Source organism: Burkholderia sp. Cy-637, from assembly GCF_011753175.1.
Classification (GTDB): Bacteria; Pseudomonadota; Gammaproteobacteria; order Burkholderiales; family Burkholderiaceae; genus Burkholderia; species Burkholderia gladioli.
Window position 1 is genome coordinate 1 of sequence record NZ_VWWC01000118.1, and the last position, 23,655, is coordinate 23,655.

Below are 23,655 nucleotides of genomic sequence, written 5' to 3' on the forward strand. Positions count from 1 at the left end.
TCTGATTCCGCCGTTGCGTTCGATCGCGCGGGCCCGCGCCCGCCGCCGAGACCTGCCTGGCCCGAGCCGGCCGCCTCGTCCCGAGCCAGCGCGCCCCGTCGCGCGATCGTCCGTTCCTTCGATCTCCTGATATTCGTGGCGAGACCACCATGTTCAAGCGTTTGACCGCCTTACCGCTGCGCGCCTCGCGCGGCGCCGCCACGCTCGCGCTGGTCTGCGCGGCGCTGGCCGGCACGGCCGCCCTGAGCGGCTGCCAGCAGGACCAGCCTTCGTTCAACAACCTCGACATCACCGGCAACACGCAGTTCGGCAAGGACTTCTCGCTGCCCGATACCGACGGCAAGCCGCGCAGCCTGGCCGACTATCGCGGCAAGGTGGTGGTGCTGCTGTTCGGCTATACGCACTGCCCCGACGTGTGCCCGACCACGCTGGCCGAGCTCGCGCAGTCGCTCAACCAGCTCGGCCCCGACGTCGCCAAGCGCGTGCAGGTGCTGTTCGTCAGCGTCGACCCGAAGCGCGACACCGACCAGGTCCTGTCGCAGTACGTGACCGCCTTCGATCCCTCGTTCCGCGCGCTGCGCCCGGCCAACGACGCGCAGTTGAAGCAGGTGACCAACGACTTCCGCATCACCTACGAGCAGGTGGCGGGCAGCAAGCCCGACAACTACTCGATGAACCACACGGCCGCGAGCGTGGTGTTCGACCCGAGCGGCAAGCTGCGCCTGTTCGCGCGCGACGGCCAGGGCACCCCGCCCTGGGTGCACGACCTGCCGCTGCTGCTCAAGGGCAGCGACGCCTGAGGCGCCGCCCCTCACGACATCACGCATCACTCATATTCCAAGGACATCCGAACCATGAAAACCGCCATCCGCCTGCTCGCCGCCGCCTCCCTCGCCGTCGCCGGCTCGACCGCCTTCGCCGCGCCCGACGCCCTGTCCGTCTCGAAGTGCTGGATCCGCGCGATGCCGGCCGGCATCCCTTCGGGCGGCTTCTTCGAAGTCGCCAACCGCGGCGACAAGCCGGTCCAGCTCACCGGCGTCGATTCCGACGCGTTCGGCATGGCCATGCTGCACCAGACCCAGAGCAACGGCAGCATGTCGAAGATGGTGATGGTCGACACCGCCACGGTGCCCGCCAAGGGCACCCTGTCGTTCGCGCCGGGCGGCTATCACGTGATGCTGGAAGAGCCCAGGCAGGCGCTCAAGATCGGCTCGACGATCCCGCTCACGCTGAACTTCGGCGACGGCGAGAAGCTCAGCGCGCAGTGCAAGGTCGAAAGCCCCAAGGCGATGTCGAAGTAAGCCGCCTTCCCTAGAACCCAACCGGAATCCCGCCATGAAGATTCGCCAGTTCGCGGCGCACGGCGCCGCCGCCCTGCTGCTCGCGGCCGTCGCGCCGCTCGCCTTCGCCCACGCGCATCCGAAGCAGCGCAGCCCCGAGGCCGGCGCCACCGTGCCGGCCGCCACCGCCAGCGTGTCGATCGACTTCGACGAGGGCCTGGAGCCGGCCTTCAGCTCGCTGAAGGTCAGCGACGCGGCCGGCGCCTCGGTCACGCGCGACAAGTCGAGCGTCAGCGGCAGCGACAAGAAGCACATGAGCGTCGATCTCGCCGCGCTCAAGCCGGGCGTCTACACGGTCAACTGGGTGGCGGTGGCCACCGACGGCCATCGCACGCAGGGCAGCTACAGCTTCACGGCGCAATAAGCGTCGCCCGGCTTAACCAGGCAACATCAGGCAACATCAGGCAGCACCCGCGGTACCTTTATAAAAAGCAGTAAAAAAAAGCAGTAACGACAAGCAGGGGACGGCCCGCGCGCAATCCATCGCGCGTGGGCCTCCTTCCCCGTGCGCTCCCGCATCCTCCCTCCCTCGGCACACTTTTTCGTCAGGCTCGTGACAGATCGCCCATCACGCGCGTCTTAACGAAACCTTGACATCGCGCCGCCTACACTGCGCGATGGAAAAACGAATCATTTCCATTTGACGACGCGGCACGACACTTCCCGCGCATCCGGCCGATCGCCTCGATCGCCTGCCGCTGCGCTCCCGATGGAACAGCCAGGACCTTGAAATCGCCACGATGGGCAGCGACGGCCGTTAGCGGCGATTTCGCGGCAAGCAAGCGCGCCACCCCGGCGCCGCGCCGCCCCTGGTGGCTGGCGCTGGTCGCGCTCGGCGCGCTGCTGGCGGGCCTGGCGGTGCTCAGCCTGCTGGTCGGCTCGCATGGCTTGCCGATCGCGCTCGCGCTGCGCTCCTTGTGGCACGCGCAAGGCGAGGCCTGGCCGACGATCCGCGACTACCGGCTGCCGCGCACCGAACTCGCGATCCTGGTGGGCGGCGCACTCGGCCTGGCCGGTTGCCTGGTCCAGACCCTCACGCGCAATCCCCTGGCCGGCCCCGGCATCCTCGGCGTCAACTCGGGCGCGGGGCTGTTCGTGGTGCTCGGCATCGGCGCCGGTGTGATCGCCCCGCTCGCGCAATTCGGCCTGGCCTTCGCCGGCGCCGCCGTGGTCGCCGGCCTGGTGTTCGCCTCGCGCCTGCTGTCGCGCTCGAGCGACCCGGTGCGGCTGCTGCTGACCGGCACCGCGCTCGGCGCCAGCCTCGAATCCACCACCGCCGGCCTGAGCCTGCTCCAGCCCAACAGCCTCGAACAGTTCCGGCTGTGGGCGGTCGGCTCGGTGGCGGATCGCGGCGAGGCCATGCTGCCGATCCTGGCCGCCTGCCTGCTCGCGGGCCTGGCCGCCAGCCTCGCGCTGGCGCGCCCGCTCGACGTGGTGGCGATGGGCGACGAACACGCGCTCGCGCTCGGCATCCATCGTGGGCGCCTGCTGATCGCCTGCGGCGCCGTGATCTCGATGCTGTGCGGCGCGGCCACCGCCGCCGCCGGCCCGATCGTGTTCGTCGGCCTGCTGGTGCCGCACCTGGCGCGGATGCTGGTGGGCATCGGCCTGCGCCGCGTGCTGCCGGCTTGCGCGCTGCTCGGCGCGGCGCTGCTGCTCGCGGCCGACATCCTCGGCCGCCTGCTGGTGCCGGGCAGCGAGATTCCGGCCGGCGCGGTATCGGCCGTGATCGGCGCGCCGCTGTTCTTCGTGCTGATGCGGCGCGCGAAGTTCGCGCCATGACACCCGCGCGACCGATGCCTCGCCGACTGCCTTCGATCGTGCTCGCGATCTTGCCAGCGATCCTGCTCGGACTCGCGCTGCTGGTCGCCACGCTCGCGGCCCAGCTCTGCCTCGGCCCGTTCGGCATCTCGCCCGGCGCGCTATGGCATGCGCTGCTCGATCCCGCCTCGCCCGACCGCTTCGCGGTGCTCACGCTCGGCCTGCCGCGCTACCTGCTCGGCGCGCTGGCCGGCATCGCGCTGGGCGCCTCGGGCGCGATCTTCCAGACCGTCACGCGCAACCCGCTGGCGAGCCCCGACGTGCTCGGCTTCGGCGCCGGCGCGGCCAGCGGCGCGATCCTCGCGCTGCGGCTCGGCGAGAGCCAGCCGGGTTTCACGGCAGGCATGGCGGTGGCCGGCGGGCTGCTGGCGGCGCTGGTGGTCTATGGGCTGGCCGGCGGGCTGCGCGCCTCGCCGCGCCGGCTGATCCTGAGCGGCATCATGATCTCGGCGCTGCTGGCGGCCGTGAACGGCTACCTGCTGCTCGACGCCGACGTGCAGGACACCCAGGTGGTGCTGGCCTGGCTGTCGGGCAGCCTCAATACCGCCGCCTGGCACGACCTGCCGGGCCTCACCGCGGCGCTGGCGGCCTTGATCGCGTTGTGCCTGCTGCGGCATCGCAGCTTCGGGCTGATCGAACTGGAGGACAGCCTGGTCACCACGCTCGGCGCGCGGCCGGGCCGGCAGCGCGCCGGTTGGATCGTCACCGGCGTGCTGCTGGTGGCCGCGGCAACCGCCGTCACCGGCCCGATCGCCTTCGTCGCGCTGGCCGCGCCGCATATCGCGCGCCGCCTGCACGGCGGACGCCTGGCCAACCCGCTGGCGCCGGCCCTGGTCGGCGCCGTGCTGGTGACGGGCTGCGACGCGGTGGCCGCCAACGCCCTGCCCATCCATCCGCCGGTGGGTATCGTCACGGGCGCGCTCGGCGGCCTGTACCTGCTCACGCTGCTGCTGCGCGCCGATCGCCCCGGCGCGCGCGGCAACGCGTTTTGAAAGGATCACGAATGATCGGCTCCGAACTTCTCCATGGCTCGCGCCTTCGCGCGATGCCGGCCGCCGGCGCACTGCGCCGCTTCCTCGGCCTGGCCGCCGCGACCACGCTGCTGCTCGCCGGATTCGGCACCGGCCGCGCGCAGGCCGAACCCACGCCCGCCTTCCCGGTCACCATCGCGCATCAATGGGGCTCGACGACCATCCCCCGCGCGCCGCAACGCGTGGTGGTGCTGGGCTGGAACGAGGCCGACGTGGTGCTCGCGCTGGGCGTCACGCCGGTGGCGATCCAGGACTGGCAGCAACTGGGGCTGAAGGACGGCCAGGTCAATCCCTGGTCGCAGGCGCTGGTGCACGGCACGGCGCCCGTGATCCTGCCGCGCGGCGACCTCGATTTCCGGCGCATCGCCGCGCTGCATCCGGACCTGATCCTCGACGTCAACGGCCGCGACAACAGCTCGCAAGCCAATTACGCGCTGCTGTCGCGGATCGCGCCGACCGTCGCCTCGCCGAAGGACGTGCGCGACAACAACCTGCCCTGGCAGCAGCAGGTGCGCATCGATGCGCTGGCGCTCGGCCGCGTGGCGGCCGGCGAACGGCTGATCGCCGATACCGAGGCCCGCATCGCCGCCGCGCGGCGCGCCCACCCGGAGTTCGCGGGCCGCAGCTTCAGCATCGACTGGGGCGTGCAGAACGGCTGGCATGCCTATGTGGAAGGCGATGTGCGCCCGCGACTGCTGGAGGATCTCGGCATGAAGCTGTCGCCGACGCTGAAGACGCTGCCCGCGCGCAACTACTACGCGGACCTGCCGATCGAGCGGACCTCGGCCATCGACGCCGACCTGGTGGTGCTGGTGGCCTTCGCGCGGCCGGCCGCCTCGCTGCTGGCCGAGCCGGCGGTGCAGGCGCTGGACGCGGCGCGCCGGCATCGCCTGGTGGTGCTCGACAACCAGCGCGACGCCGCGCTGCGCGCCGCCTTCGCCACCGGCTCGCCGACCAGCATCGACGCCACGCTCGACCAGTTGGTGCCGCGCATCGCCCGCGCGCTGGCCGGAGCCGGCCAATGAACGGCCGCGACCCGCAACAGACCGCCGCGCGCCGGGAAGCAGGCCTGCGCGCGGTCGACCTGAGCCTGCACTATCCCGGCGGCGCGCCGATCATCGCGCATCTCGACGTGGCGATCGCGCCGCACGCGTTCACCACCATCGTCGGGCCCAACGGCTGCGGGAAGTCGACCCTGCTGAAGGCGCTGAGCCGCGTGCTGAGCCCGCAGGGCGGCGCGGTGCTGCTGGACGGGCGCGAGGCCGCCGGCTACGCGCCGAAAGCCTATGCGCGCCAGGTCGGCTTCCTGCCGCAATCCTCGACGGCACCCGAGGGCATCACGGTCGCCGAGCTGGTGGCGCGCGGGCGCTATCCCCATCAATCGCTGCTGCAGTGGACCAGCGAGGCGGATCGCGCCGCGGTGCGCGAGGCGATGGCGCGCACCGACGTGGCCGAGCTGGCCGGGCGGCGCGTGGCGGAACTGTCGGGCGGGCAGCGCCAGCGCGTCTGGATCGCGATGGCGCTGGCCCAGCAGACCGAGATCCTGCTGCTCGACGAGCCCACCACCTATCTCGACCTGGCGCACCAGATCGACGTGCTCGAACTCTGTCACGAGCTGAACACGCGCTTCGGCACCACCGTGGTGGCCGTGCTGCACGACCTGAACGAGGCCTGCCGTTATGCCGACCGGATCATCGTGATGAAGGACGGCCGGATCGTCACCAGCGGCGAGCCGGGCGCGGCGATCACGCCGGCCACCGTCCGCGAGGCTTTCGGGCTGGAGGTGCGCGTGATCGAGGATCCCGTCACGGGCACGCCGCTGGTGCTGCCGCTCAGGGCCGGCAAGCGGCGCGGCGCGGCAGCCTCGGCGGCGGCCTGAAGATCGGCACGAGAATCGGCACGAGAATCGCGGCCGGCTTCAGGCCGCTTCGGCATCGCCTCGGGGCCGCTTCGCGATGAAGTCGATCTCCACCAGCGCATCGCGCGCGAGCCCCGTCACGCCGATGCAGGTTCGCGCCGGCAGCCGCCCCGGCGGGAAATAGGACGCGTAGGTCTCGTTCATGACGGCGTAGTCGCGCTTGAACTCGGTGAGGAAGATGCGCGCCGACAGCACGTGCTCCAGACCCAGCCCCAGCCCTTCCAGCACCAGGATCAGGTTGTCCATCACGCGGCGCGTCTGGGCGAGCACGCCGCCGGGCAGCGGCGCCTCGTCGTCCTCGGGCCAGGTCGGCATCTGCCCCGTCACGAAGATCCAGCCGTCGCGCTCGGTCGCGTGGGAAAACGGGCCGACCGGCGTCGGCGCGCCCTCGACCATCCAGAACTTCATATCGCCATCCACCTGGGAAACCATCGGCGTCGCTCCGCGCATGAGGAAAACGGGAGCGTCGATTCTAGCGAGCCAAAAATCGGCGCGCGGCCCGCTCCCGCTTGCCTGCCGCCGGGCTCAGAACGCGTAGCGCATCCCCGCGAACAGGCTGCGCCCCTCGCCGGGATAGAAGATCGCGGTGCTCGAGGCGGTCCGCGCGTTGGCGACGGTGCTGATATCCGAGACATAGCGCTTGTTGGCCAGGTTGCGCGCGTCGAGGTAGATCGACAGCCCGTTGCGGAAGTCCATCCCCGCCTGCAGGCCGAACACCGTGTAGCTTGGCGCGCGCAGCGTGTTCGCGTCGTCGGCCCAGGCGCCCGAGGGCACCCAGTCGACGCTCGCCGAGACATGGAAGCCATTCGGCCGCGTATAGGCGAGCACGCCGCGCAGCACGTTGAGCGGCACGCCGGCGATGCGGTTCGAGCCGTATTGCGGATCGTCCTTGAAACGGAAATCGCTGAGGTTCCAGACGCCCGACACGCTGATGCGATCGCCCGCGCCGCGGCGCGTGACGTCGCGCCAGAGATCGAAGGCGGCGCCGGCCTCGATGCCCTGCAGTACCGTGCGCTTGGCGTTGAAGGTGGCGGCCGGGATGTCGGGATTGGTGGTGTATTGCAGCAACTGGTCGCGCACCAGCGAGCGATAGGCGGTCAGGTCCCAGCTCAGCCGGTCGTGCGTGCCGCGCGTGCCGAGCTCCAGCGTCCAGGCGTGCTGCGCGGCCAGCGGCGTGAACTGGGTGGTGGTGGCGAAGGTCTGCGCGAGATCGGTGAAATCGGGCACGTCCTGGCTGCGCGTGATGTCGACGAAGGCCTGGATCTCGCGCTTGGGCTGCCACAGCAGGCCCAGCTTCGGGTTCACGCCGCTGTAGGAGGCGCGCGTCGACTTGTAGTTCGCATCGTTCGGCAGGCCGCCGTAGTCGATGTACTCGCGCACCGAATGCAGCAGCTTCACGCCCGTCATCAGCGCGACGGTAGGCAGGAAGAACAGCCGGTTCTCGACATAGGCCTCGTAGTTGAAGGCCGTTTGCGTCGAGTCGAGCGTCTGCGCGCCGCGATCGCCGTTGACGTTCAGATACTGGTTCGCCTGCGTGCGCCCGCCGAAGAAGCGCGCGCCGACGATCAGCTCGTCGCGCATGCCGGCCAGCTCCGGATGCAGGCTCAGGCGCGGCGCGAAGCCGTAGGTCCAGCCGTCCTGGTCGATCGCCTGGAAGATCGGGTGATAGAGGCTCTTGTGGATCGCCCAGGTGTCGAACTGCAGCTCGCCCTGGTCGAGCTTGACCGTGGTGCGGTTGGCGATGCGCTCGGTGCGCGTGTTGCGCGCCTGGTCGCCCGACAAGGCGCTCGGCGCCGCGCGCGTGGGATTGTTCAGCGCATCGGCCAGCGACAGCGAACCCGGCAGTTGCTGGTCCACCACGTAGGCGCCCACGTAGAAGCGCGTCTCCACGCTCGGGCTGAATCGATAACCGACGTTGGCATTGAACTGCTCGTACTGGCCGCGCTCGTGGTCGCGCCAGCCGTCGGCGTGGTTGACGCTGAAGGTGGCGAGGAAATCGAGCGGGCCGATCACGCGCGAGATCTGCGCGCTGGTGCGCAGCGTGCCGTGGCTGCCGCCCTCGATGCGCAGGATGTTCGGCGCCTCGGCCGTGTAGGCGGTCGGCGTGACGAAGTTGATGGCGCCGCCCAGCGTCGAGGCGCCGTATTGCAGGCCGTTGCCGCCCTTGTAGATCTCGGTGGCCTGCAGGCCGAGCGGATCGATCTGGTAGTAGTCGCCGCTGCCGTCGGCGAGATTGGTCGGGATGCCGTCCTGCAGGATGTCGAGGCCGCGCGCATGGTAGCCGCGCGCGATGCCCGAGCCGCGGATCGACAGGCGCAGCTCCTGGCCGTAGCGATTCTCGACGAACACGCCCGGCGCGTCCTTCAGCACGTCGCGCAAGGTGAAGGCATAGCTGTTGGTGTAGCTGGCGGCATCGACGAAACCGACCGAGCCGACCGTCTGGTCGAGCCGGCGCTTCAGCGCCTCGGTGCCGAGCGAGGTCGGCGAGGCGTTCGCGCTGGCCTTCACGGAGATCGAGGGCAGCGGCGTGGCCGGCGGCTCGCTCGCCGCGTCGGTGGTCTGCGAAACAGCGGCGGTGGCGGACAGCGCTGACAACGCGCCGGCCATCGCGATGGCGATGCGGGAAGGACGGATCATTTTTCGTTCTACTGATGGCTCGTTATCGAAACGGCTCGACCTCGACTCGGACGATCGAGCGCGGGGCGGCCGGCGTCGAGCGCCGGCCCTTCGATCGGCTCGCGACACGCCCCCCGGCGTGTGCTGCCAGGCCGCCGGCGCGCCGATCACGGCGCCGGCGGCGACACTCAGGCGGCCCTGCGCACGGCGCGCCCGAACACCAGCCGGTCGGCCAGCCAGACCGCCACGATGCTCGCCCCCATCAAGGGGAACACGATGCCGAGCAACACCAGCCCGGCGATCCAGCCGCGCATCGGCGGCGCGGCGCGCTCGCGGGCCGGCGCGCCGAGCGTAAGCGCCGGGCGCCGCTTCCACCACATCACGAAGCCGGTCACGGCCATCGCCGCGAGGCCGAGCGAGATGGCCGCGCAGATCAACTGGTTGGCGAGCCCGAAATAACGGCCCATGTGCAGCGCGGTGCCGTAGGACACGGCCTGCGCGACGGCGCCGTAATCGCCGTAGCGGATGTCGCGCAGCACCTGCCCGCTGTACTGGTCGAGGTAGATCGTGCGTTCGGCCTTCGGGTCGGCCGGGAAGTAGGACACCGTGTAGACGCCGTCGGCATCGACCGGCAGCACCAGCGAATAGCCGCTCGTCACGCCCAGCGTCGCCACCTTCGCGACGGCGTCGTCGAGCGTCAGCGGATGCGCGGTGGGCGCCGCGCTCGAATCGGGCACCGGCACGTTGCCGACCGCCCAGGGCGTCTGCGGCAGCGGCAGGTCGTCCATCACCATGCCCGGCATCGAATCGTCGCCATGCGCGTGATGCATCGGCGCGGCGGCGGCCGGGGCCGCCTCGGCCGCCTTCGCGCCGGGCCGCGTCGAATGCAGCGAGGAGCCGCCCCAGGCGCCCGGCGGCGAACCGAGGTTGACGCTGGTGGCCAGCGACTTGAACTGCTTGCCCCAGGAGCCGGTCCACGGCAGCCCGCTCAGCACGAAGGCCAGCGCGCCGAGCGCCAGCCAGATGCCGAGCGAGGCATGCACGCTCTTCCACAACGGCCGGCCGCGCAGGCCCGCATCGGGCAGCAGCGCGCGGCGCAGCCGGCCCGGCTCGCGCGGCCACCACAGCGCCACGCCGGTGCCGATCATCACCAGGGTCCAGCAGGCCACCAGTTCCATCAGCAGCTCGCCCGGCTTGCCGAGCAGCAGCTTGCGATGCAGCATCCGGTCGACCTGCATGAAGCGCGCGTCGACGCTCAGCGTGCCGAGCACGCCGCCGTCATAGGGGTTCACGTAGACGCTCTCGCGGCTGCCCGAGGGCAGGCGGAACACGAATTCGGCGCTGCGATCCGGCTCGCGCCGGATCTCGGCCGACACCGGCTTCGCGCCGGCGGGCATGGCCGCGACGGCGCGCTGCAGCAGCGTATCGGCATCGAGCCGCGGCTCGGCGCCGGGCGTGACGATCAGCCGGTGCGGATAGAGCAGCGGCTCGATCTGCGGCTGGAAACAGTAGATCGTGCCGGTGATGGCGAGGATCACGAGAAACGGCATCACGAACAGGCCGGCGTAGAAATGCCAGCGCCAGAGCGTGCGATAGCCGGCTTGCGGGGAACGGGCGGACGTCATCGCGTGCCCGACGGTGGTCGACATGCTGTCAGCTCCCGGTGGTGATCGTGGGTCGGCGGCGGCCGTCGAGACAGCCGCGCGTCGAACGGGTCGTCGCGCTCATCGAGCGCGCGAGGACGAGCGGCTGCCGCGCCTGATGCGCGGCCGGCCGTCATCGCTCGCGCAACGCGGGCGCGCGACGGGATTCATGCTTCGGATTTCGCTACGAGGTCGCGCCGAAGGCGGCGGCGCGAGGCGCGCCGCATCGGCGGAGAAGGATCAGGCGAACAGCGGCGGAGCGCGGGAAGGCGGACGATCGCCGATCGTCAGGCGCAGGGCCTGGCGCGTGGCGGGACGCGGCCAGGCGGCACGCGCGATGGAAAACGGAAACAGCAGGACCAGCAGCAGGCAGGACGCCAGCGCCGTGAACAAGGCGATCGCGAACGGGCAGATATCGCCCGGGTTGCCCGCGGCGGAGGACGACTCGCCCGCGCCTTCGTGATCGTGATGCGCGAGCCGGCTGGCGAGCGCGGCGGCATCGTTGGCGGGCGTGATCGGCGCATCGGCATCGAAGCGCGCGGCCAGCGCCGCCGCGCCGAGCAGCAGCGGGCCATGGCCCGAGCACAGCACCACCGCGCCCGCGTCCGGGCCGTCCGGATCGAGCATCACGGCCCCGGAAATCAGCGCGCGAGACAGCAGCACGGCCAGCAGCAGGCCCCACAGCAATCGTGTCGCGACGCCGCCCCGCAGCAGGAAGTGGCGAAGTGCGTTCATGGCGCGCGATTGTAACCCTCGTAGGCGGGCGACGTGAAGTCGCACCGACTGATGCCCGGTATCGGTGCCGGAACGGCGGTTTCCAGGCCCACGCCCGGTTCCCCGGAAGTCCTTGGAAATCGGCGGCGAGCACCGCGCCCGGCGGCGGCCGATCTCGATGTGCGACATCGCGTCGCGGTTCGGTCGAGGCGGGGAACGCGGCTACAATACCGCCGCCATGAGCCGACTCCGCCATCTGCTGGCACGGCGCGCCGATCATCCGCTGCTCTCGCTGCTGATCCTCTGCCTGCTCGCGTTCCGCCTGATCTTCCCGACCGGTCTGATGCTCGACCCGGACGCGGACGGCGGCTGGGCCGGCCTCGCGATCTGCAGCGGCCATGGCCCGCTCGACCTGACGCCCGCCGCCCTGCAGGCCAACCAGGACCTGTCGCGCGCGCTGGGCTCCGCGCTCTCGCCGACGCCCGACACGCATCACCTGCGCGCCGGCGCCAGCGCCGAGCTGTGCCCGTTCAGCGCCTCGCTGGCCGCCGCGATCGCGCTGGCCGTGGTGGTCCTGGTCGGATGGGCCCGCCTCGACGTGGTGGCCCGGCGCGCGGCGCCGCGCCTGCTGCGATTCCGCCAGCATCACGCCCACGCGCGCCCCGGCGCACGCGCCCCGCCTCGCTTCCTTCCCGCCTGAACGCCGGTCCGGCGTGCCGCGCCGCTAATTCCCATCGTGCCTGACTGCCCCGGTCGTTCTCGATCGTGGCCGGGTCACGCGTTCGGGTTGGCTGCGCCGCGCCTTCCTGGTTCGTCGTTTCGTCATCCTCTGCGATTCGCATTCGGTTGAATGCGCGTCTCGCTTGCACGCTTCACGACATCGTGACGACCGCGTGCGATGCGCCACGTCCATTCGCGACGCAAGGGGAACGCCGACCGCGACAGCCAGACCGGACCCGCCGCGCTCGCGGTGCCGCGCCGACCAAGTCTCGGACGCGCGCCGTCCCATTCCGCTTTCGATCGACTTCGCCTGATTGCCATGAAGCCTCATCCGCTCACCACGCTCTGCGCCGCGCTTGGCGCCCTGCCCGCCTTCGCCTTCGCCGAATCGCCTCCCGCCACGCCGGGCGGCGCCCTGCCCACTGTCCAGGTCAACGCCACCGACGACAGCAATCTGCGCCGCCCCCAGGAAACCGGCAGCCGCCTCGGCCTGACGCCGCTCGAAACCCCCGCCAGCGTCGAACAGATCGACCGCGCCACCCTCATCGAACGCGGCGACGCGTTGATCGTCGATGCCGTAAGCCGCGCCACCGGCATCGCCGCCTCGCCGCATCCGGGCAACGGCGACTCCGAGCTGTCGGCGCGCGGCTTCGTCGGCGCCTCCTCGGTCACCCAGTTGTTCGACGGCGTGCGCCCTTACGGCGCGATCGGCGTGACCTATCCCTTCGACACCTGGTCGGTCGACCATATCGACGTGCTGCGCGGCCCGGCCTCGGTGATCTACGGCGAGGGCGCGATCGGCGGCGTGGTCAACATCGTGCCGAAGAAGCCGAGCCGCGGCCCGATCCAGAACGAGCTGCAGATGGGCATCGGCACCGAACGCACGGCGCGCCTGGCCTTCGGCAGCGGCGGCGCGATCAACGACAAGCTGTCCTATCGTTTCGACGTCAGCGGCAACCGCTCGGCGAACTGGGTGGACGCCGGCAATTCGCGCAACCTGTCGATCTCGGGCGCGCTGCGCTACGACCTCACGCCGGACCTGTCGATCACGGCCTCGTACGCTCAGGGCTACCAGCAGCCGATGCGCTATTTCGGCATCCCGCTGGTGAACGGCACGCTCGATTCGGCCCTGCTCAATAAGAACTACAACGTCGGCGACAGCCTGATCTCGTTCCGCGACAGCTGGGCCACGCTGAGCGCGAACTGGCAGCCGAGCGAGCAGTTGAACGTGACCAGCACCTTCTATCGGATGAAGAGCAACCGCCACTGGAAGGATGCCGAGAACTACACGTTCCTGCCCGCGACGGGCCAGGTACAGCGCGGCAGCTACACCGAGATCCTTCACGACCAGCAGCAGTTCGGCAACGTCACCACCGCCACCGTCGAAAGCAGCGTGCTGGGCCGGCGCAATACCTTCTCGGCCGGCTTCGAGTTCAATCACACGAGCTTCCGCCACGACAACAACTCGCCGTACTCAGGCAGCTCGCTGGTCGATCCGTTCGCGCCCGATCCGGGCAGCTTCCTCAACCTGGCCGGCACGCGGCCCAAGTACGACTCGCAGGCCAACCAGTACGCGCTGTTCGCCGAGGACCGGCTGGCGCTCGGCTCGCGCTGGTCGGTGGTCGGCGGGCTGCGCTACGACCACGCCAGCGTCAACCGCGACGATCTCGTCAATGGCGGCGGCTTCACCCGCGTCTATGCCAATACCGGCTGGCGGCTCGGCACCGTCTACGACATCGCGCCGAACTTCACCGTCTACGGCCAGTATTCGGTGGCTGCCGACCCGGTCAGCTCGCTGCTGATGCTCAACTCCTCGAACGCGAACTACCGGCTCGCCACGGGCCGGCAGATCGAGGTGGGCTTCAAGCAATCGCTGCTCGACGGCCGCGCCGAGTGGACGTTGGCCGCCTACCGGATCGTCAAGGACAATCTCGTCACCGCCGATCCGCAGAACCCGAACCAGTCGCTGCAGGTCGGCCAGCAATCCTCGCGCGGGGTCGAGGCCAGCTTCGGCCTGCAACTCACGCGCGAGCTGCGCATCGATGCGAACCTGGCCGCGCTGCGCGCGAAATACGACGACTTCGTCCAGCAAAACGGCGGCGTGGCCGTCTCGCGCAACGGCAAGGTGCCGACCTCGGTGCCGCAGCGGCTCGCGAACCTCTGGCTGAGCTGGCGGTTCGCCTCGCAATGGACCGGCATCGGCGGGCTGCGCCATGTGGGCAAGCGTTATGCCGACAGCGCCAACCAGCTGGTGATGCCGTCCTACACGACCGTCGATCTCGCGCTGGCCTGGCAGCCGCGCAAGGACACCACCGTCACCGCGCGCGCCTACAACGTGTTCAATCGCCACTACGTGCAGAGCGCGTACTACAACCAGACGCAGTACCTGATCGGCAGCGACCGCAGCTTCGAGCTGCTGCTCAACTACCGGTTCTGAGCGGCCCGGCGCTCGTGCCGCCGTTCACGCCACGCTTCCCGCCCAAACCGGCGGGCGGCGGCCCGACCAGGGCAGGGCCTGCTCGAGCTGCCCCGCCAGGCGCAGCAGCGTGGCCTCGCGCGCGAAACCGGCCACGAACTGGATGCCGATCGGCAGCCCGGTGGCGACGTCATGCGCGAGCGGCACCGACATCGCGGGCACGCCGGCAACATTGAAGGCCGGCGTGAACGGCGAATGCTCGAACACGCGCGCGGTCCATTCCAGCCCGGTCATGGTTTCGGCGCCGCGCGCGTAGGTGCCGATCGCGGGTGGCAGTTGCGGCAGCGTCGGCGTCATCAGCAGGTCGAAGCGTTCAAACCAGCCGCCGACTTCCCGGCTCAGGCGGTTGCGCAAGTCGAGCGCCGCCGCGAAGGACGTCGCGCTGGCTTCGCGGCCATGGCGATAGCAGGCCAGCGTGGCCGGCTCCAGCGTGGTGGCATCGATCGGCCGGCCAGTAGCCGCCGCGACCGCGTCGATCCAGCCCACCAGGGTGGCGCACCAGATGGTGGCGTTGGCCGCCACCAGCGCCTCCCAGGACACGCCGAGCGGCAAGTGCAATTCCTCGACCCGGTGCCCGAGCGCTTCCAGTTCGCGGGCCGTCGCGCGCGTGGCGGCCGCGATCGCCGGATCGGTGCGCGCGTCGTTCCATGGATCGACCCTCATCGCGATCGTGAGCCGGCCCGGATCGCGGCCCACTTCCGACAGGAAGCTGCGCGCCGGCGCGGCCGTCACATAGGGATCGCCGGGAGCCTGCCCCTGGATCGCGTCGAGCAGGGCCGCGCTGTCGCGCACGGAGCGGCTGACGCCGAGCTGCACGCCGAACCCCGCGAACACTTCGTCGAGCGCCGGGCCGTTCGAGCTGCGGCCGCGCGTCGGCTTGAGCCCGAACAGGCCGTTGCAGGCGGCCGGCACGCGGATCGAGCCGGCCGCGTCGGTGGCATGGGCCAGCGGCACGATGCCGGCCGCCACGGCCGCCGCCGCGCCGCCGCTGGAGCCGCCCGCGCTCAGGTCGAGCGCCCAGGGATTGCGCGTCGGCCCTTGCGCGGCCGATTCGGTGGTGGTGCTGAAGGCCATCTCGGGCGTGGTGGAACGGCCGATCGTCACCAGCCCTGCCGCGCGAAAGCGGCGCATCAGCCAGGAATCCTCGGCCGCCACGCAGCCTTGCGCGAGCCGGCTGCCGAGTTCCAGCCGCTTGCCGGCCATCGAGACCGCCAGGTCCTTGATCAGGAAGGGCACGCCCGCCAGCGGGCCGGCGGGCTCGTCGCTGCCGGCATCGCTCGCCTCGATCGGCCAGTGCTCGACCACGGCGTTGATGCGCGGATTGACCGCCTCGGCGGCCCTGCGCGCCAGCTCGCCCAGTTCGGCCGCCGTGACTTCGCCGTCCCGCACCTGTTGCGCCAGGCCCAGGGCATCGTGGCTCGTGTATTCGTCCAGTGTCATCTCGTTCTCCGGTAGGAACCGGCAAGATAGAACGGCCGCGTATCGCCGATTAGCCCATTTTCCCGGCATGCTTCGGGCCACCGATGGCACAATCGCGAATCGACGGAGTGGACGAGCCATGACACGCGACTTGAACGACACGCTGATCTTTCTTCGCGTGGTGCAGGAAGGCAGCTTCACCGGCGCGGCGTCGGCCTTGCAGATTCCGAAGACGACCGTCAGCCGGCGCGTGCGCGCACTCGAGAGCCATCTGGGCGCGCAATTGCTGCACCGGACCACGCGCCGGCTGCGGCTGACCGAGGCGGGCATGGTCTATTTCGAGCATTGCCGCGCGATCGCCGTGCAGCTCGATGCCGCCGAGAACGCGGTGCAGGCGGTGCACGACGGCCCGCGCGGCTGGCTGCGCGTGACCCTGCCCTATTCGTTCGGGGTGGCCTGGATTTCGCCGCTGATCTCGGGATTCCGCGCGCGTCACCCCGATATCCGTCTCGAGATCCTCGCCTCGCATGTGACGCTCGACCTGCTGACCGAGGAAGTCGATCTCGCGCTGCGGCTCGGCGCCCTGCCCGATTCGGGCCTGGTGGCGCGGCGCCTGGGCAGCTTCGCCACCTCGATCTACGCGAGCCCGGCCTACCTGGCCGAGCACGGCGCGCCGGCCGGCCCCGAGGAGTTGATCCGGCATCCCGCCCTGACCCTGCATCAGGCGCGCCGCGACAGCGGTTATGCCTGGCCCTTGCGCAAGGCCGGGCGCAAGCCGGCGTACTACGCGCTCGATCCGGTGGTGGTGGCCAGCGACCCGGCCCTGATCCTCGATGCCGTGCGCGAAGGCAAGGGGCTCACGCTGGCGATGGACATGAGCATGGCGCCCGAAGTCGAGGCCGGGCGCCTGTGCCGTGTGTTGCCGGGATGGATCGGGCCGCCTCAGGAATTGAATGCGCTGTACCCGAAGGAGCGCGTGCCCGCGCCGAAGGTGCAGGCGTTCGTGAGGTATTTGCGGGAGCAGTTGCGGTTTGGAGAGGAGAAACGCTAGGCGCTACGGCGGGAAGTCAGGCTTTCTTCCTGAACATGAAGAACACGATAAACGACGATGCCAGCAACGAGATGGCGAACCAGATCACCATCCACATGTTCTCGGCTTCCTCGACGCCGTGGACGTTAAAGCGACTGGCCAGCCATACATGCAGATTCTGTCCGCTTGAGCTACCCATCAAGGCTTGCGACCACGGGAACAGATAAATAACCCTTGTCAGCACGACCGCCAGCGCGATCGTCATGAGGATTCTCGACGCCAGCTTCATTCGACCTCCGCGATGCCGGCAATCATAGCGTGACGGCAAGCTCGCGTCGCAACCACAAGCAACAGTGGGGCGACACGTCACGCGACCGCTGCGACATCGACGGGTCGGCAGCGGTCGGCCTATGTCCCTCCCTCAGAACGAATGCGTGATCCCCACCCGCGCGACGACCTGGTGCGAGTTCGACGACTGCCCCGCCGAGCCGAGCACGAACGCATCTTCCAGCGGCGTGCCGGTATTCCCGCCGCTGCTCTTCTGGTACGCCACCTGCGAATAGATGCCGGTGCGCTTGGACAGCGAGTATTGCGCCATCAGCCCCACCTGGTTCCAGTGCAGCGAGTTCTCGCCGCTGCCCGTGCCGAGCTGCGCGCGCGAATAGGTATACATCGCGCCGACGAACAGGTCGGGCCGCACATAGACCTTGGCATTCGCCTCGATATTGTCGAAGCGCAGCCGCGACACCGGCGAGGCGAACGCGCCCGCGTACAGCGAGGCGGTGGGCTGCTGCACCACCACATGCGTGTAGACCAGCCCCAGCGTGGCCGGCCCGATCCCGTAGTTGGCGCCGATCCCGTAGATCTTCTGGTTGTTCGCGATGAAGTCCATGTCGTCGGGCGCGACGCTGCCGCCCGTGGTGGTGCCGGGCGAGCCGAGATCCTCGTAGACGGCGCCCACCGTCAGCGTGTTCCAGGCATAGGTCAGGCCCGCGCCGATCGCGCGATTCTTCGCGAAGTTGCCGGCCTGGTTGCCGAAGCCGTAGAGCGCGGTGGCCGTCAGCCCGTGATAGCTGGCGCTGGTGAACTTGACCGAGTTGTTGGCATGGAACGAGGCATCGGTATTGTCGTTGTCGAACGGATGCGAGAACAGGTAGCCGGCCCAGTTGCCGTTGGCCGTCAGCGGCGCGATGGTGTCGGCCACCGTATCGAACTGGCGCCCGAAGGTGATCGTGCCGAAACGCTCCGATTGCAGGCCGACGTAGGACTGGTAGCCGAACACGCGATCGCCGTAGTAGATGCGGCCGCTGTCCACCTGGAAGCCGCTCTCGAGATCGAAGATCGCGTGCAATCCGCCGCCCAGGTCCTCGTTGCCCTTGATGCCCCAGCGGCTGGTGACCAGGTCGACGCTGGTCTGCTGCCAGGCCGAATGACCGCCCGCGTTGCTGGTGTAGTTGATGCCTTCGTCGAGCACGCCGAACAAGGTGACGCTGCTTTGCGCATGCGCGCCACAGGACGCGACCAGGCAGGCGAATGCCGCCAGAGCCCTCTTCTGCATTTCGTGTTTCTCCCTGTTTCGATGAATCGTGGGTCATCGTTTTCGTTGCGGGCAACACACTGCCCCGCCATCGACCGACCCGTTGCGGCGCGCAGGGTTCCGCCGCGATGCCTGGAAAGGCTCGCATGCGAAACGCTGCGTTCGACGAGATGGAGGTGCGGCGCAAGCCGCCGTGCTCGGGCACGACGGCGCGGCCGGGAACGATCCGCCCGGGATGGCGCGAATCGATTGTCATGACCCGCGCATGGCCGGTCAACGGCGATGGCGGATTTCCTCCGATCGGCGACGCATACGCGAAACCGCGCGGCAGGCCCGCCGTCGAGGCTTCAGTGCAGGCCCAGCGCGGCGTCGCTGTCGCGGATCGCCTCGGCCTCGGCGCGCGTGTCGATGCGGCGCCACGGCAGCAGGTAGGCCAGCGTCGCCACCGCCAGCCCGATCGCCCAGGCGATATCGACGCCGCCCAGGCGCGCCGCGAGCGGGCCGGTATAGACGCCCGGCAGCACGAAGAACGGCACCGAGGCGAGCAAGCCGATCGCGTAGGACAGCAGCCCGCGCAGGCCCCAGGCGCCATAGATGCCCTCGGCCGTGAACAGGTGCGTGATGGCGTAGTGGCCGCGCCGCACGAAGAAGTAGTCGACCAGGTTGACCGCCGTCCACGGCGCGAGCAGGTAGAGCATCATGGTCAGCGCGGCGAACAGGATGTCGATCGAGTTGCCGCTCAGCATCATCGAGATCGCCACCCACACCGCGGACAGCAGCAGCAGGGTGACGATGCGGATGCTGCGCGTGGGCTTCACGGCGCGGAACGAATCGGCGCCGGTGATCAGCGTGAGCATCGCGCTGTAGTTGTTGAGGCCCATGGTGGCGACCATCGCCCCGATCGACATGATCGAGATCAGCGCGCCGAAGCCGTGGAAGATCGCGTTGCCGGCCTCGTTCAGCGCGATCAGGCCATCGGAGGCGCCGAGCCGCGACGCCAGCCAGGCACCCAGCGCGATCAGCCAGATCGCCGACGATGCGGCGCCCGCGAACACCGCCGCGATGATCGCGCGGGGCCGCGTATGGCGCGGCAGGTAGCGCGAGTAGTCGGATACGTAGGGCGCGTAGGTGATGTTGTAGCTGGCGCTGGCCGCGAACTGCGAGGCGAAGGCCACCAGGCTGAAACCGCCCGCGTGCGCAGCGGCCTTGGGCGGCACGCCGCCGAGCAGGATCGCGGCGCTCAGCACCAGGTACAGCGGCAGGCTCGCGTAGAGCATCCACTTGAAGGCGCGGTGCAGCCAGTCGTGGCCGTAGACGGCCAGGAACAGCGCGAACAGCGCGGTAACCAGCGTGATCGCGGTGGGCGACCAGCCGAAAATCGCATGCAGGCCGCTGGCCATCAGCACCACGTCCACCACGTTGAAGGCGATGAAGGTGAAGGCGGTGGCCAACAGCACCACCACCACGCCGCGATAGCCGAATTGCGCGCGCGACTGGATCATCTGCGGCAGGCCCAGGTGCGCGCCCTGCGAGGCATGGAAGGCCATGAACAGCGTGCCGAACAGGATGCCGAGCGTGCCCGACAGGATCGTGTAGCCCAGCGACAGGCCCATGCCCGGGCCGACGAAACCGATCGCGATGGTGAAGAACTGGAAATTCCCGAGGAACCAGAACGGCCCCTGGTCGATCACCTTGCCGTGCCGCTCGCTGTCGGGCACATAGTCGATCGAGCGCGTCTCGATCGCGGAGAAGCGCGGCTGGGCCTGCGCTGCCGCGCTGCCGAGGTCCGCTGCCGTCGTGCCTGGGTGTTCCATGTGGGGTCCTTGGTCAGTTGTCCTGATGCTGCCCGTCGCCGGCATCGCGCTGGCCGCCCGGTTAGGCGGCGGCGCGCCGATGCGCGGCGCGGTGATGCGTGTCGCTGCCGCCGCGCCGCTCAGGCGGCCGGGGCCGGCGAAAGATGCTCGTGGATCGCCAGCCAGTGCCGGCCGGCGCGCGCGAATACGATGGTCTCGCGCTCGTCGAGCTGGTCCTCGCCGGCACGGGTCCGCAGCCGGGTGCGCACCGCGTGCGTGAAGATCGCCGTGCCCTCGCCCACCAGTTGCACCGCGCGCTCGCGCGACTCGCAGCCCAGCACCGTGAAGCCGTCGTCGCGCTCCCACTCGCGCCAGCGGCGCTCATAGGCCTCGCGCGAGCGCAGCGGCGTGTCGACGTGATGGAACACGAAGCTCGCCTCGGGGGCGAAGGCGGCGAAATAGGCCTCGCGATCGTGGCGCGCGAAGGCGTCGATCAGGGCATCGGCGGCGGCCAGCACCTGCTGCTCGGTCGAATTCATCGGGTCGTCCCCTTGCATGTGTATCGATGGATTGGGGCCGATCGTAGTGAGTCAAAAATGCGGCACCCATATCAACGTGTCGATGTTTACATCGGGGTCGGTCGATGTATGCCGCCGGGCCGCATCGCCGGTCGTCGCCGGCGCTGTCCATCCGGGAATGCCCGCCCGTGCCGGGCCCGCTCGCGGGCCGGCCGGCCCGGCTCGCATGCGCTCCGATCGATGGAAGTGCGCGCGCCGCCGAAACTTGGCATGATGGCGGCTCCATCCCCACCACGAACCTGCCATGCCGCTCCAGCGCCTGCGTGTCGCCGAGCCCGAAACCATCTGCAAATGCTGCGGCGGACTGAGCCGCCTGTGCGGCGTGGTCGATTTCTCGGTGGGCGGTGCCGACCGGATCGCCGGGCGCAAGCTCGATCCTTACGCGGGCGTGCCGGTCTACTACCACGGCTGCGAGCGCTGCCGCTTCACCTTCACGCGCGCCTTCGACGACTGGAGCCCGGCGGATTTCGCCGAGCACGTCTACAACGACGACTACCCGCGCCAGGATCCCGACTATCGAGGCGACCGGGCCCGCGCCAATGCCGAGCTGATCGCCAGCCGCTTCCCGGAGATGGCCGGCCAGGCGAGCCTCGATTTCGGCTCGGGGCTCGGCCAGCTCGAGCGCGAACTGGCCGCGCGCGGCTTCGGGCAGGTGGCGTCCTACGATCCCTATGCGGGCGGAACGCAGGCCGCGCCGGCGCCGGCCAGCTTCCGGAACGTGCTCGCCTTCGAGGTGTTCGAGCATCATCCCGAGCCGCATGCGCTGATCGATACGCTGCTGTCCTATCTCGACGGCGACGGCGCGATCCTGCTGAGCACCTTGCTGGTTCCGGAAGGGCCGATCGACGGCGGGATCGGCATGTGGTGGTACTGCATGCCGCGCAACGGGCATATCTCGCTGTATTCGGGCACCGCGCTCGGCACGCTGGCCGCGCTGCACGGGCTGAAGGCGGTGTCGTTCGACGAGGGGCTGCATTTGCTCTATCGCGGGGCGCCGCCGATCTGGGCGGCGCGCTTCTTCGGGGCGGAGCTCGCGCGCTGACGACGATTCAGAAAAGCTCGCAGTCTCGCGTGATCGACATCTCGATGTCGACTTTTTTTAATTCTTTTACGCGCGGCAAAGCCATCTGGCCTGCACCATCGCCTCGAAAACCTGCGTCACTTCCACTCTCGACGCGGCTACACCAGGCTCGAAATCAGTTTGCAGCCGCAGCTCGCGCGATGCCCGTGCCGAGCGATGGGGATGCCGCCGTCCGTCATCATGGCATCGCCTTCCTCGATCACGTTCGGGCTGGTGCCGGGATGCTTCCGGCAGTTGACCTTGTCGCCCTTGCGCGCCACGGCCTTCCCGTCGAAGTTCATCGTCTGCGAAGCGGCGAGCACCTGGCCGCCGTGTTCGAGCGTGTCTCCAAGGCGAATGAAGTTGATCATGGCCGGCGGCCTTACTTCGACGCGCCGTAGAACTCGATGCCGATGCCGTCCTTCGGCACGCAGCCGCCCGGCGTCGCGGGCGCGCCGGTCAGCGTGAAATCGACCAGCCGAGGGTGCTTCGACTCGATGTCCATCACCAATTCGACCTGGCCATTGCCGTCGCTGCCCTTGAACATGTTGATCTTGGTGGCATAGCCGTTCGGCAGGAAGGCCGAATCGTCGCCGCCGCTGTCGGTCTTCGAGAAGAAGCTCGCGGTGCCGGAGAGATCGGAATGGCAGGTCTTCGAGCTCAGCACTAGGTGGTAGGCCACGACCTTCCTGCCATCGACGGGCTTGCCCGTGTCGGCCACGGTAATCGTGGCCTGATAAGGCTGATCCTTCGAGGCGGGCGAACTCAGCGTGGTGCTGAGCTGGGCCTGGGCGGACATCGATACGGCCGCGAAGGCGGTCGATGCCGCCAGCATGCGTGCTGCTTTCACTTTCATCGTCAGTCTCTGTTGCTTTGTCGTGGAAGCCGCGCTCGACGCGGCCTTCGGTATTCAATGCGTCGAGGCCGCGCTCATGCGCGCGTTGTCGGTGGCCACCAGTTGCAGATCGTAATCCTCGTCGCGCTCCACGTAATCGGACGGGAAGCGGTAATGCGTGACCCAGTTCGCGGGCAGCCGGCTGTGGCTGACCTCGTGCGCGTGGCCCTGGTTGCCGCCGAGCGTGGCGATCGACAGGGGATGCGGCGGCGACGTGGCTCGGCCGTTCACGAAGGTGACATGATGGCCGCCTTCCGGGAAGTGCACGATGGCCACCGCGCCGTAGGCAGGCTTGTTGCCCTTGGTGGGGCGGCCCCAGGTGGCCAGGTTCGCCGCGCCCGCGTTGTTGTTGCCCTTGTAGCCGGCGCGCTGCAGGCACCAGTTCACGAAGGCCGCGCAGTAAGCCAGCTTATCCGACTTCTGTTTGCCCAGGGAGGTCGCGCTGAAATACTCCTCGATGTGCTGGTCGGGGTTCGCGCCGCCGCGCCGCTTCACGTGCGCCTGGAATTCGACCTCGGCCACCGCCATCCATGGCGCGTGACGCGCGCTCAGCACTTCGGTCTGCGGCTTGTCGCCGGTGTCGCGATAACGCACCGCGTGCACGTCCGCGCCGGGCTTCGGCTTGGCAGCCGGGGCCGTGGCGCCGGCATGCGAGGCGGCAGGCGCCGCCGCGGGCGCGGTGGTTTTCGGCGCGGTTGCGGTTGCGGTTGCGGTTGCGGCCGGCTTGGCCGCAGGCGCGGCTGCAGGGACAGGCGCGTGCGCAGCGGGTCCGGCCGCGGGTGCAGGCGCTGCACCCGCCATGCTCTTTTTCGGCATCTTCAGCACCTGGCCCGGGAACAGGAAATACGGCGACGCGATGCCGTTCAGGTGCGCGATCGTCTGATAGCTGGTGCCGTGCGCCTTGGCAATCTTGCTCAGCGAATCGCCGCGCTGCACGGTATAGGATTCGGCGGCAGCGTGGGCCGCTTGAGCGCCATTGCCGGAGGCAGCCGCGTGGCTCGGCGCGGGCGCCGCGGCGGCCGGCTTGCTGGCTGCCGGTGCATGGGCGGCACTCGCCGGCGGCG

At 69.6% G+C, this 23,655-nt stretch carries 23 protein-coding genes; 11 read left to right on the forward strand and 12 right to left on the reverse strand.

What is annotated here, in order from left to right:
- Positions 1-149 precede the first annotated feature (149 nt).
- From F3J10_RS25055 to F3J10_RS25085, 7 genes are all read left to right on the forward strand, one after another.
- Positions 150-800 carry an SCO family protein gene (locus F3J10_RS25055; protein WP_166912967.1) on the forward strand — a complete coding sequence of 217 codons (651 nt, stop codon included), beginning with the start codon at positions 150-152 and terminating at the stop codon, positions 798-800.
- Positions 801-854: 54 nt separating this feature from the next.
- On the forward strand, positions 855-1,301 hold the full coding sequence (locus F3J10_RS25060; RefSeq protein ID WP_167243243.1) for a copper chaperone PCu(A)C: 447 nt from the start codon (positions 855-857) through the stop codon (positions 1,299-1,301).
- Between the two features lie 34 nt (positions 1,302-1,335).
- Positions 1,336-1,704, forward strand: a complete 369-nt coding sequence (locus F3J10_RS25065; protein WP_017921738.1) for a copper resistance protein CopC — start codon at positions 1,336-1,338, stop codon at positions 1,702-1,704.
- Between the two features lie 362 nt (positions 1,705-2,066).
- Entirely contained in the window at positions 2,067-3,122 is a 1,056-nt protein-coding gene (locus F3J10_RS25070) for an iron ABC transporter permease (protein WP_167243244.1), read from the forward strand.
- 14 nt (positions 3,123-3,136) lie between these two features.
- Positions 3,137-4,153 (forward strand): iron ABC transporter permease, encoded by a 1,017-nt coding sequence (locus F3J10_RS25075; protein WP_167243245.1) that lies wholly within the window; start codon positions 3,137-3,139, stop codon positions 4,151-4,153.
- 11 nt (positions 4,154-4,164) lie between these two features.
- A complete protein-coding gene (locus F3J10_RS25080; RefSeq protein WP_167243246.1) occupies positions 4,165-5,217 on the forward strand; it encodes an ABC transporter substrate-binding protein in 1,053 nt (350 codons plus the stop codon).
- Entirely contained in the window at positions 5,214-6,071 is an 858-nt protein-coding gene (locus F3J10_RS25085; RefSeq protein WP_167243247.1) for an ABC transporter ATP-binding protein, read from the forward strand. Before F3J10_RS25080 ends, F3J10_RS25085 begins: the two co-directional genes overlap by 4 nt.
- 39 nt (positions 6,072-6,110) lie before the next feature.
- Here the strand turns inward: F3J10_RS25085 and F3J10_RS25090 are convergent, their stop codons facing one another.
- The 4 genes from F3J10_RS25090 to F3J10_RS25105 all read right to left on the reverse strand — a co-directional run bounded on the left by F3J10_RS25090 (position 6,111) and on the right by F3J10_RS25105 (position 11,104).
- On the reverse strand, positions 6,111-6,542 hold the full coding sequence (locus F3J10_RS25090) for a RidA family protein (RefSeq protein WP_167243248.1): 432 nt from the start codon (positions 6,540-6,542) through the stop codon (positions 6,111-6,113).
- 93 nt (positions 6,543-6,635) lie between these two features.
- A complete protein-coding gene (locus F3J10_RS25095; RefSeq protein WP_167243249.1) occupies positions 6,636-8,747 on the reverse strand; it encodes a TonB-dependent receptor in 2,112 nt (703 codons plus the stop codon).
- A gap of 167 nt (positions 8,748-8,914) precedes the next feature.
- Entirely contained in the window at positions 8,915-10,375 is a 1,461-nt protein-coding gene (locus F3J10_RS25100; protein WP_167243250.1) for a PepSY domain-containing protein, read from the reverse strand.
- 234 nt (positions 10,376-10,609) lie between these two features.
- A complete protein-coding gene (locus F3J10_RS25105; RefSeq protein ID WP_166912958.1) occupies positions 10,610-11,104 on the reverse strand; it encodes a hypothetical protein in 495 nt (164 codons plus the stop codon).
- A 217-nt stretch (positions 11,105-11,321) separates the two neighbouring features.
- On the opposite strand from F3J10_RS25105, the gene F3J10_RS25110 reads away from it, so the two are divergent.
- Positions 11,322-11,783, forward strand: a complete 462-nt coding sequence (locus F3J10_RS25110; RefSeq protein ID WP_167243251.1) for a hypothetical protein — start codon at positions 11,322-11,324, stop codon at positions 11,781-11,783.
- 339 nt (positions 11,784-12,122) lie between these two features.
- Entirely contained in the window at positions 12,123-14,240 is a 2,118-nt protein-coding gene (locus F3J10_RS25115) for a TonB-dependent receptor (protein ID WP_167243252.1), read from the forward strand.
- A 24-nt stretch (positions 14,241-14,264) separates the two neighbouring features.
- Here F3J10_RS25115 and F3J10_RS25120 read toward each other — a convergent pair whose 3' ends face one another.
- Complete coding sequence (locus tag F3J10_RS25120; protein WP_167243253.1) at positions 14,265-15,719, reverse strand: amidase; 1,455 nt, start codon at positions 15,717-15,719, stop codon at positions 14,265-14,267.
- Between the two features lie 118 nt (positions 15,720-15,837).
- Here F3J10_RS25120 and F3J10_RS25125 point away from each other — a divergent pair, with 118 nt between their 5' ends.
- A complete protein-coding gene (locus tag F3J10_RS25125; protein WP_167243254.1) occupies positions 15,838-16,749 on the forward strand; it encodes a LysR family transcriptional regulator in 912 nt (303 codons plus the stop codon).
- Between the two features lie 16 nt (positions 16,750-16,765).
- Here the strand turns inward: F3J10_RS25125 and F3J10_RS25130 are convergent, their stop codons facing one another.
- From F3J10_RS25130 to F3J10_RS25145, 4 genes are all read right to left on the reverse strand, one after another.
- A complete protein-coding gene (locus F3J10_RS25130) occupies positions 16,766-16,993 on the reverse strand; it encodes a hypothetical protein (protein WP_167233828.1) in 228 nt (75 codons plus the stop codon).
- Between the two features lie 156 nt (positions 16,994-17,149).
- On the reverse strand, positions 17,150-18,286 hold the full coding sequence (locus F3J10_RS25135) for a porin (RefSeq protein ID WP_047838557.1): 1,137 nt from the start codon (positions 18,284-18,286) through the stop codon (positions 17,150-17,152).
- Between the two features lie 326 nt (positions 18,287-18,612).
- On the reverse strand, positions 18,613-20,079 hold the full coding sequence (locus F3J10_RS25140) for a cytosine permease (RefSeq protein ID WP_167243255.1): 1,467 nt from the start codon (positions 20,077-20,079) through the stop codon (positions 18,613-18,615).
- Positions 20,080-20,198: 119 nt separating this feature from the next.
- Positions 20,199-20,597 carry a nuclear transport factor 2 family protein gene (locus F3J10_RS25145; protein WP_167243256.1) on the reverse strand — a complete coding sequence of 133 codons (399 nt, stop codon included), beginning with the start codon at positions 20,595-20,597 and terminating at the stop codon, positions 20,199-20,201.
- 283 nt (positions 20,598-20,880) lie between these two features.
- Here F3J10_RS25145 and F3J10_RS25150 point away from each other — a divergent pair, with 283 nt between their 5' ends.
- Positions 20,881-21,678, forward strand: coding sequence for a class I SAM-dependent methyltransferase (locus tag F3J10_RS25150; RefSeq protein ID WP_167243257.1), 798 nt, complete (start codon positions 20,881-20,883; stop codon positions 21,676-21,678).
- A 137-nt stretch (positions 21,679-21,815) separates the two neighbouring features.
- Here the strand turns inward: F3J10_RS25150 and F3J10_RS25155 are convergent, their stop codons facing one another.
- The 3 genes from F3J10_RS25155 to F3J10_RS25165 all read right to left on the reverse strand — a co-directional run.
- On the reverse strand, positions 21,816-22,067 hold the full coding sequence (locus F3J10_RS25155; protein ID WP_167233826.1) for a PAAR domain-containing protein: 252 nt from the start codon (positions 22,065-22,067) through the stop codon (positions 21,816-21,818).
- A gap of 11 nt (positions 22,068-22,078) precedes the next feature.
- Positions 22,079-22,552 (reverse strand): hypothetical protein, encoded by a 474-nt coding sequence (locus F3J10_RS25160; RefSeq protein WP_240155708.1) that lies wholly within the window; start codon positions 22,550-22,552, stop codon positions 22,079-22,081.
- 54 nt (positions 22,553-22,606) lie between these two features.
- The coding region (locus tag F3J10_RS25165; RefSeq protein WP_167243258.1) for a LysM peptidoglycan-binding domain-containing protein at positions 22,607-23,655 on the reverse strand (1,049 nt) is incomplete at its 5' end.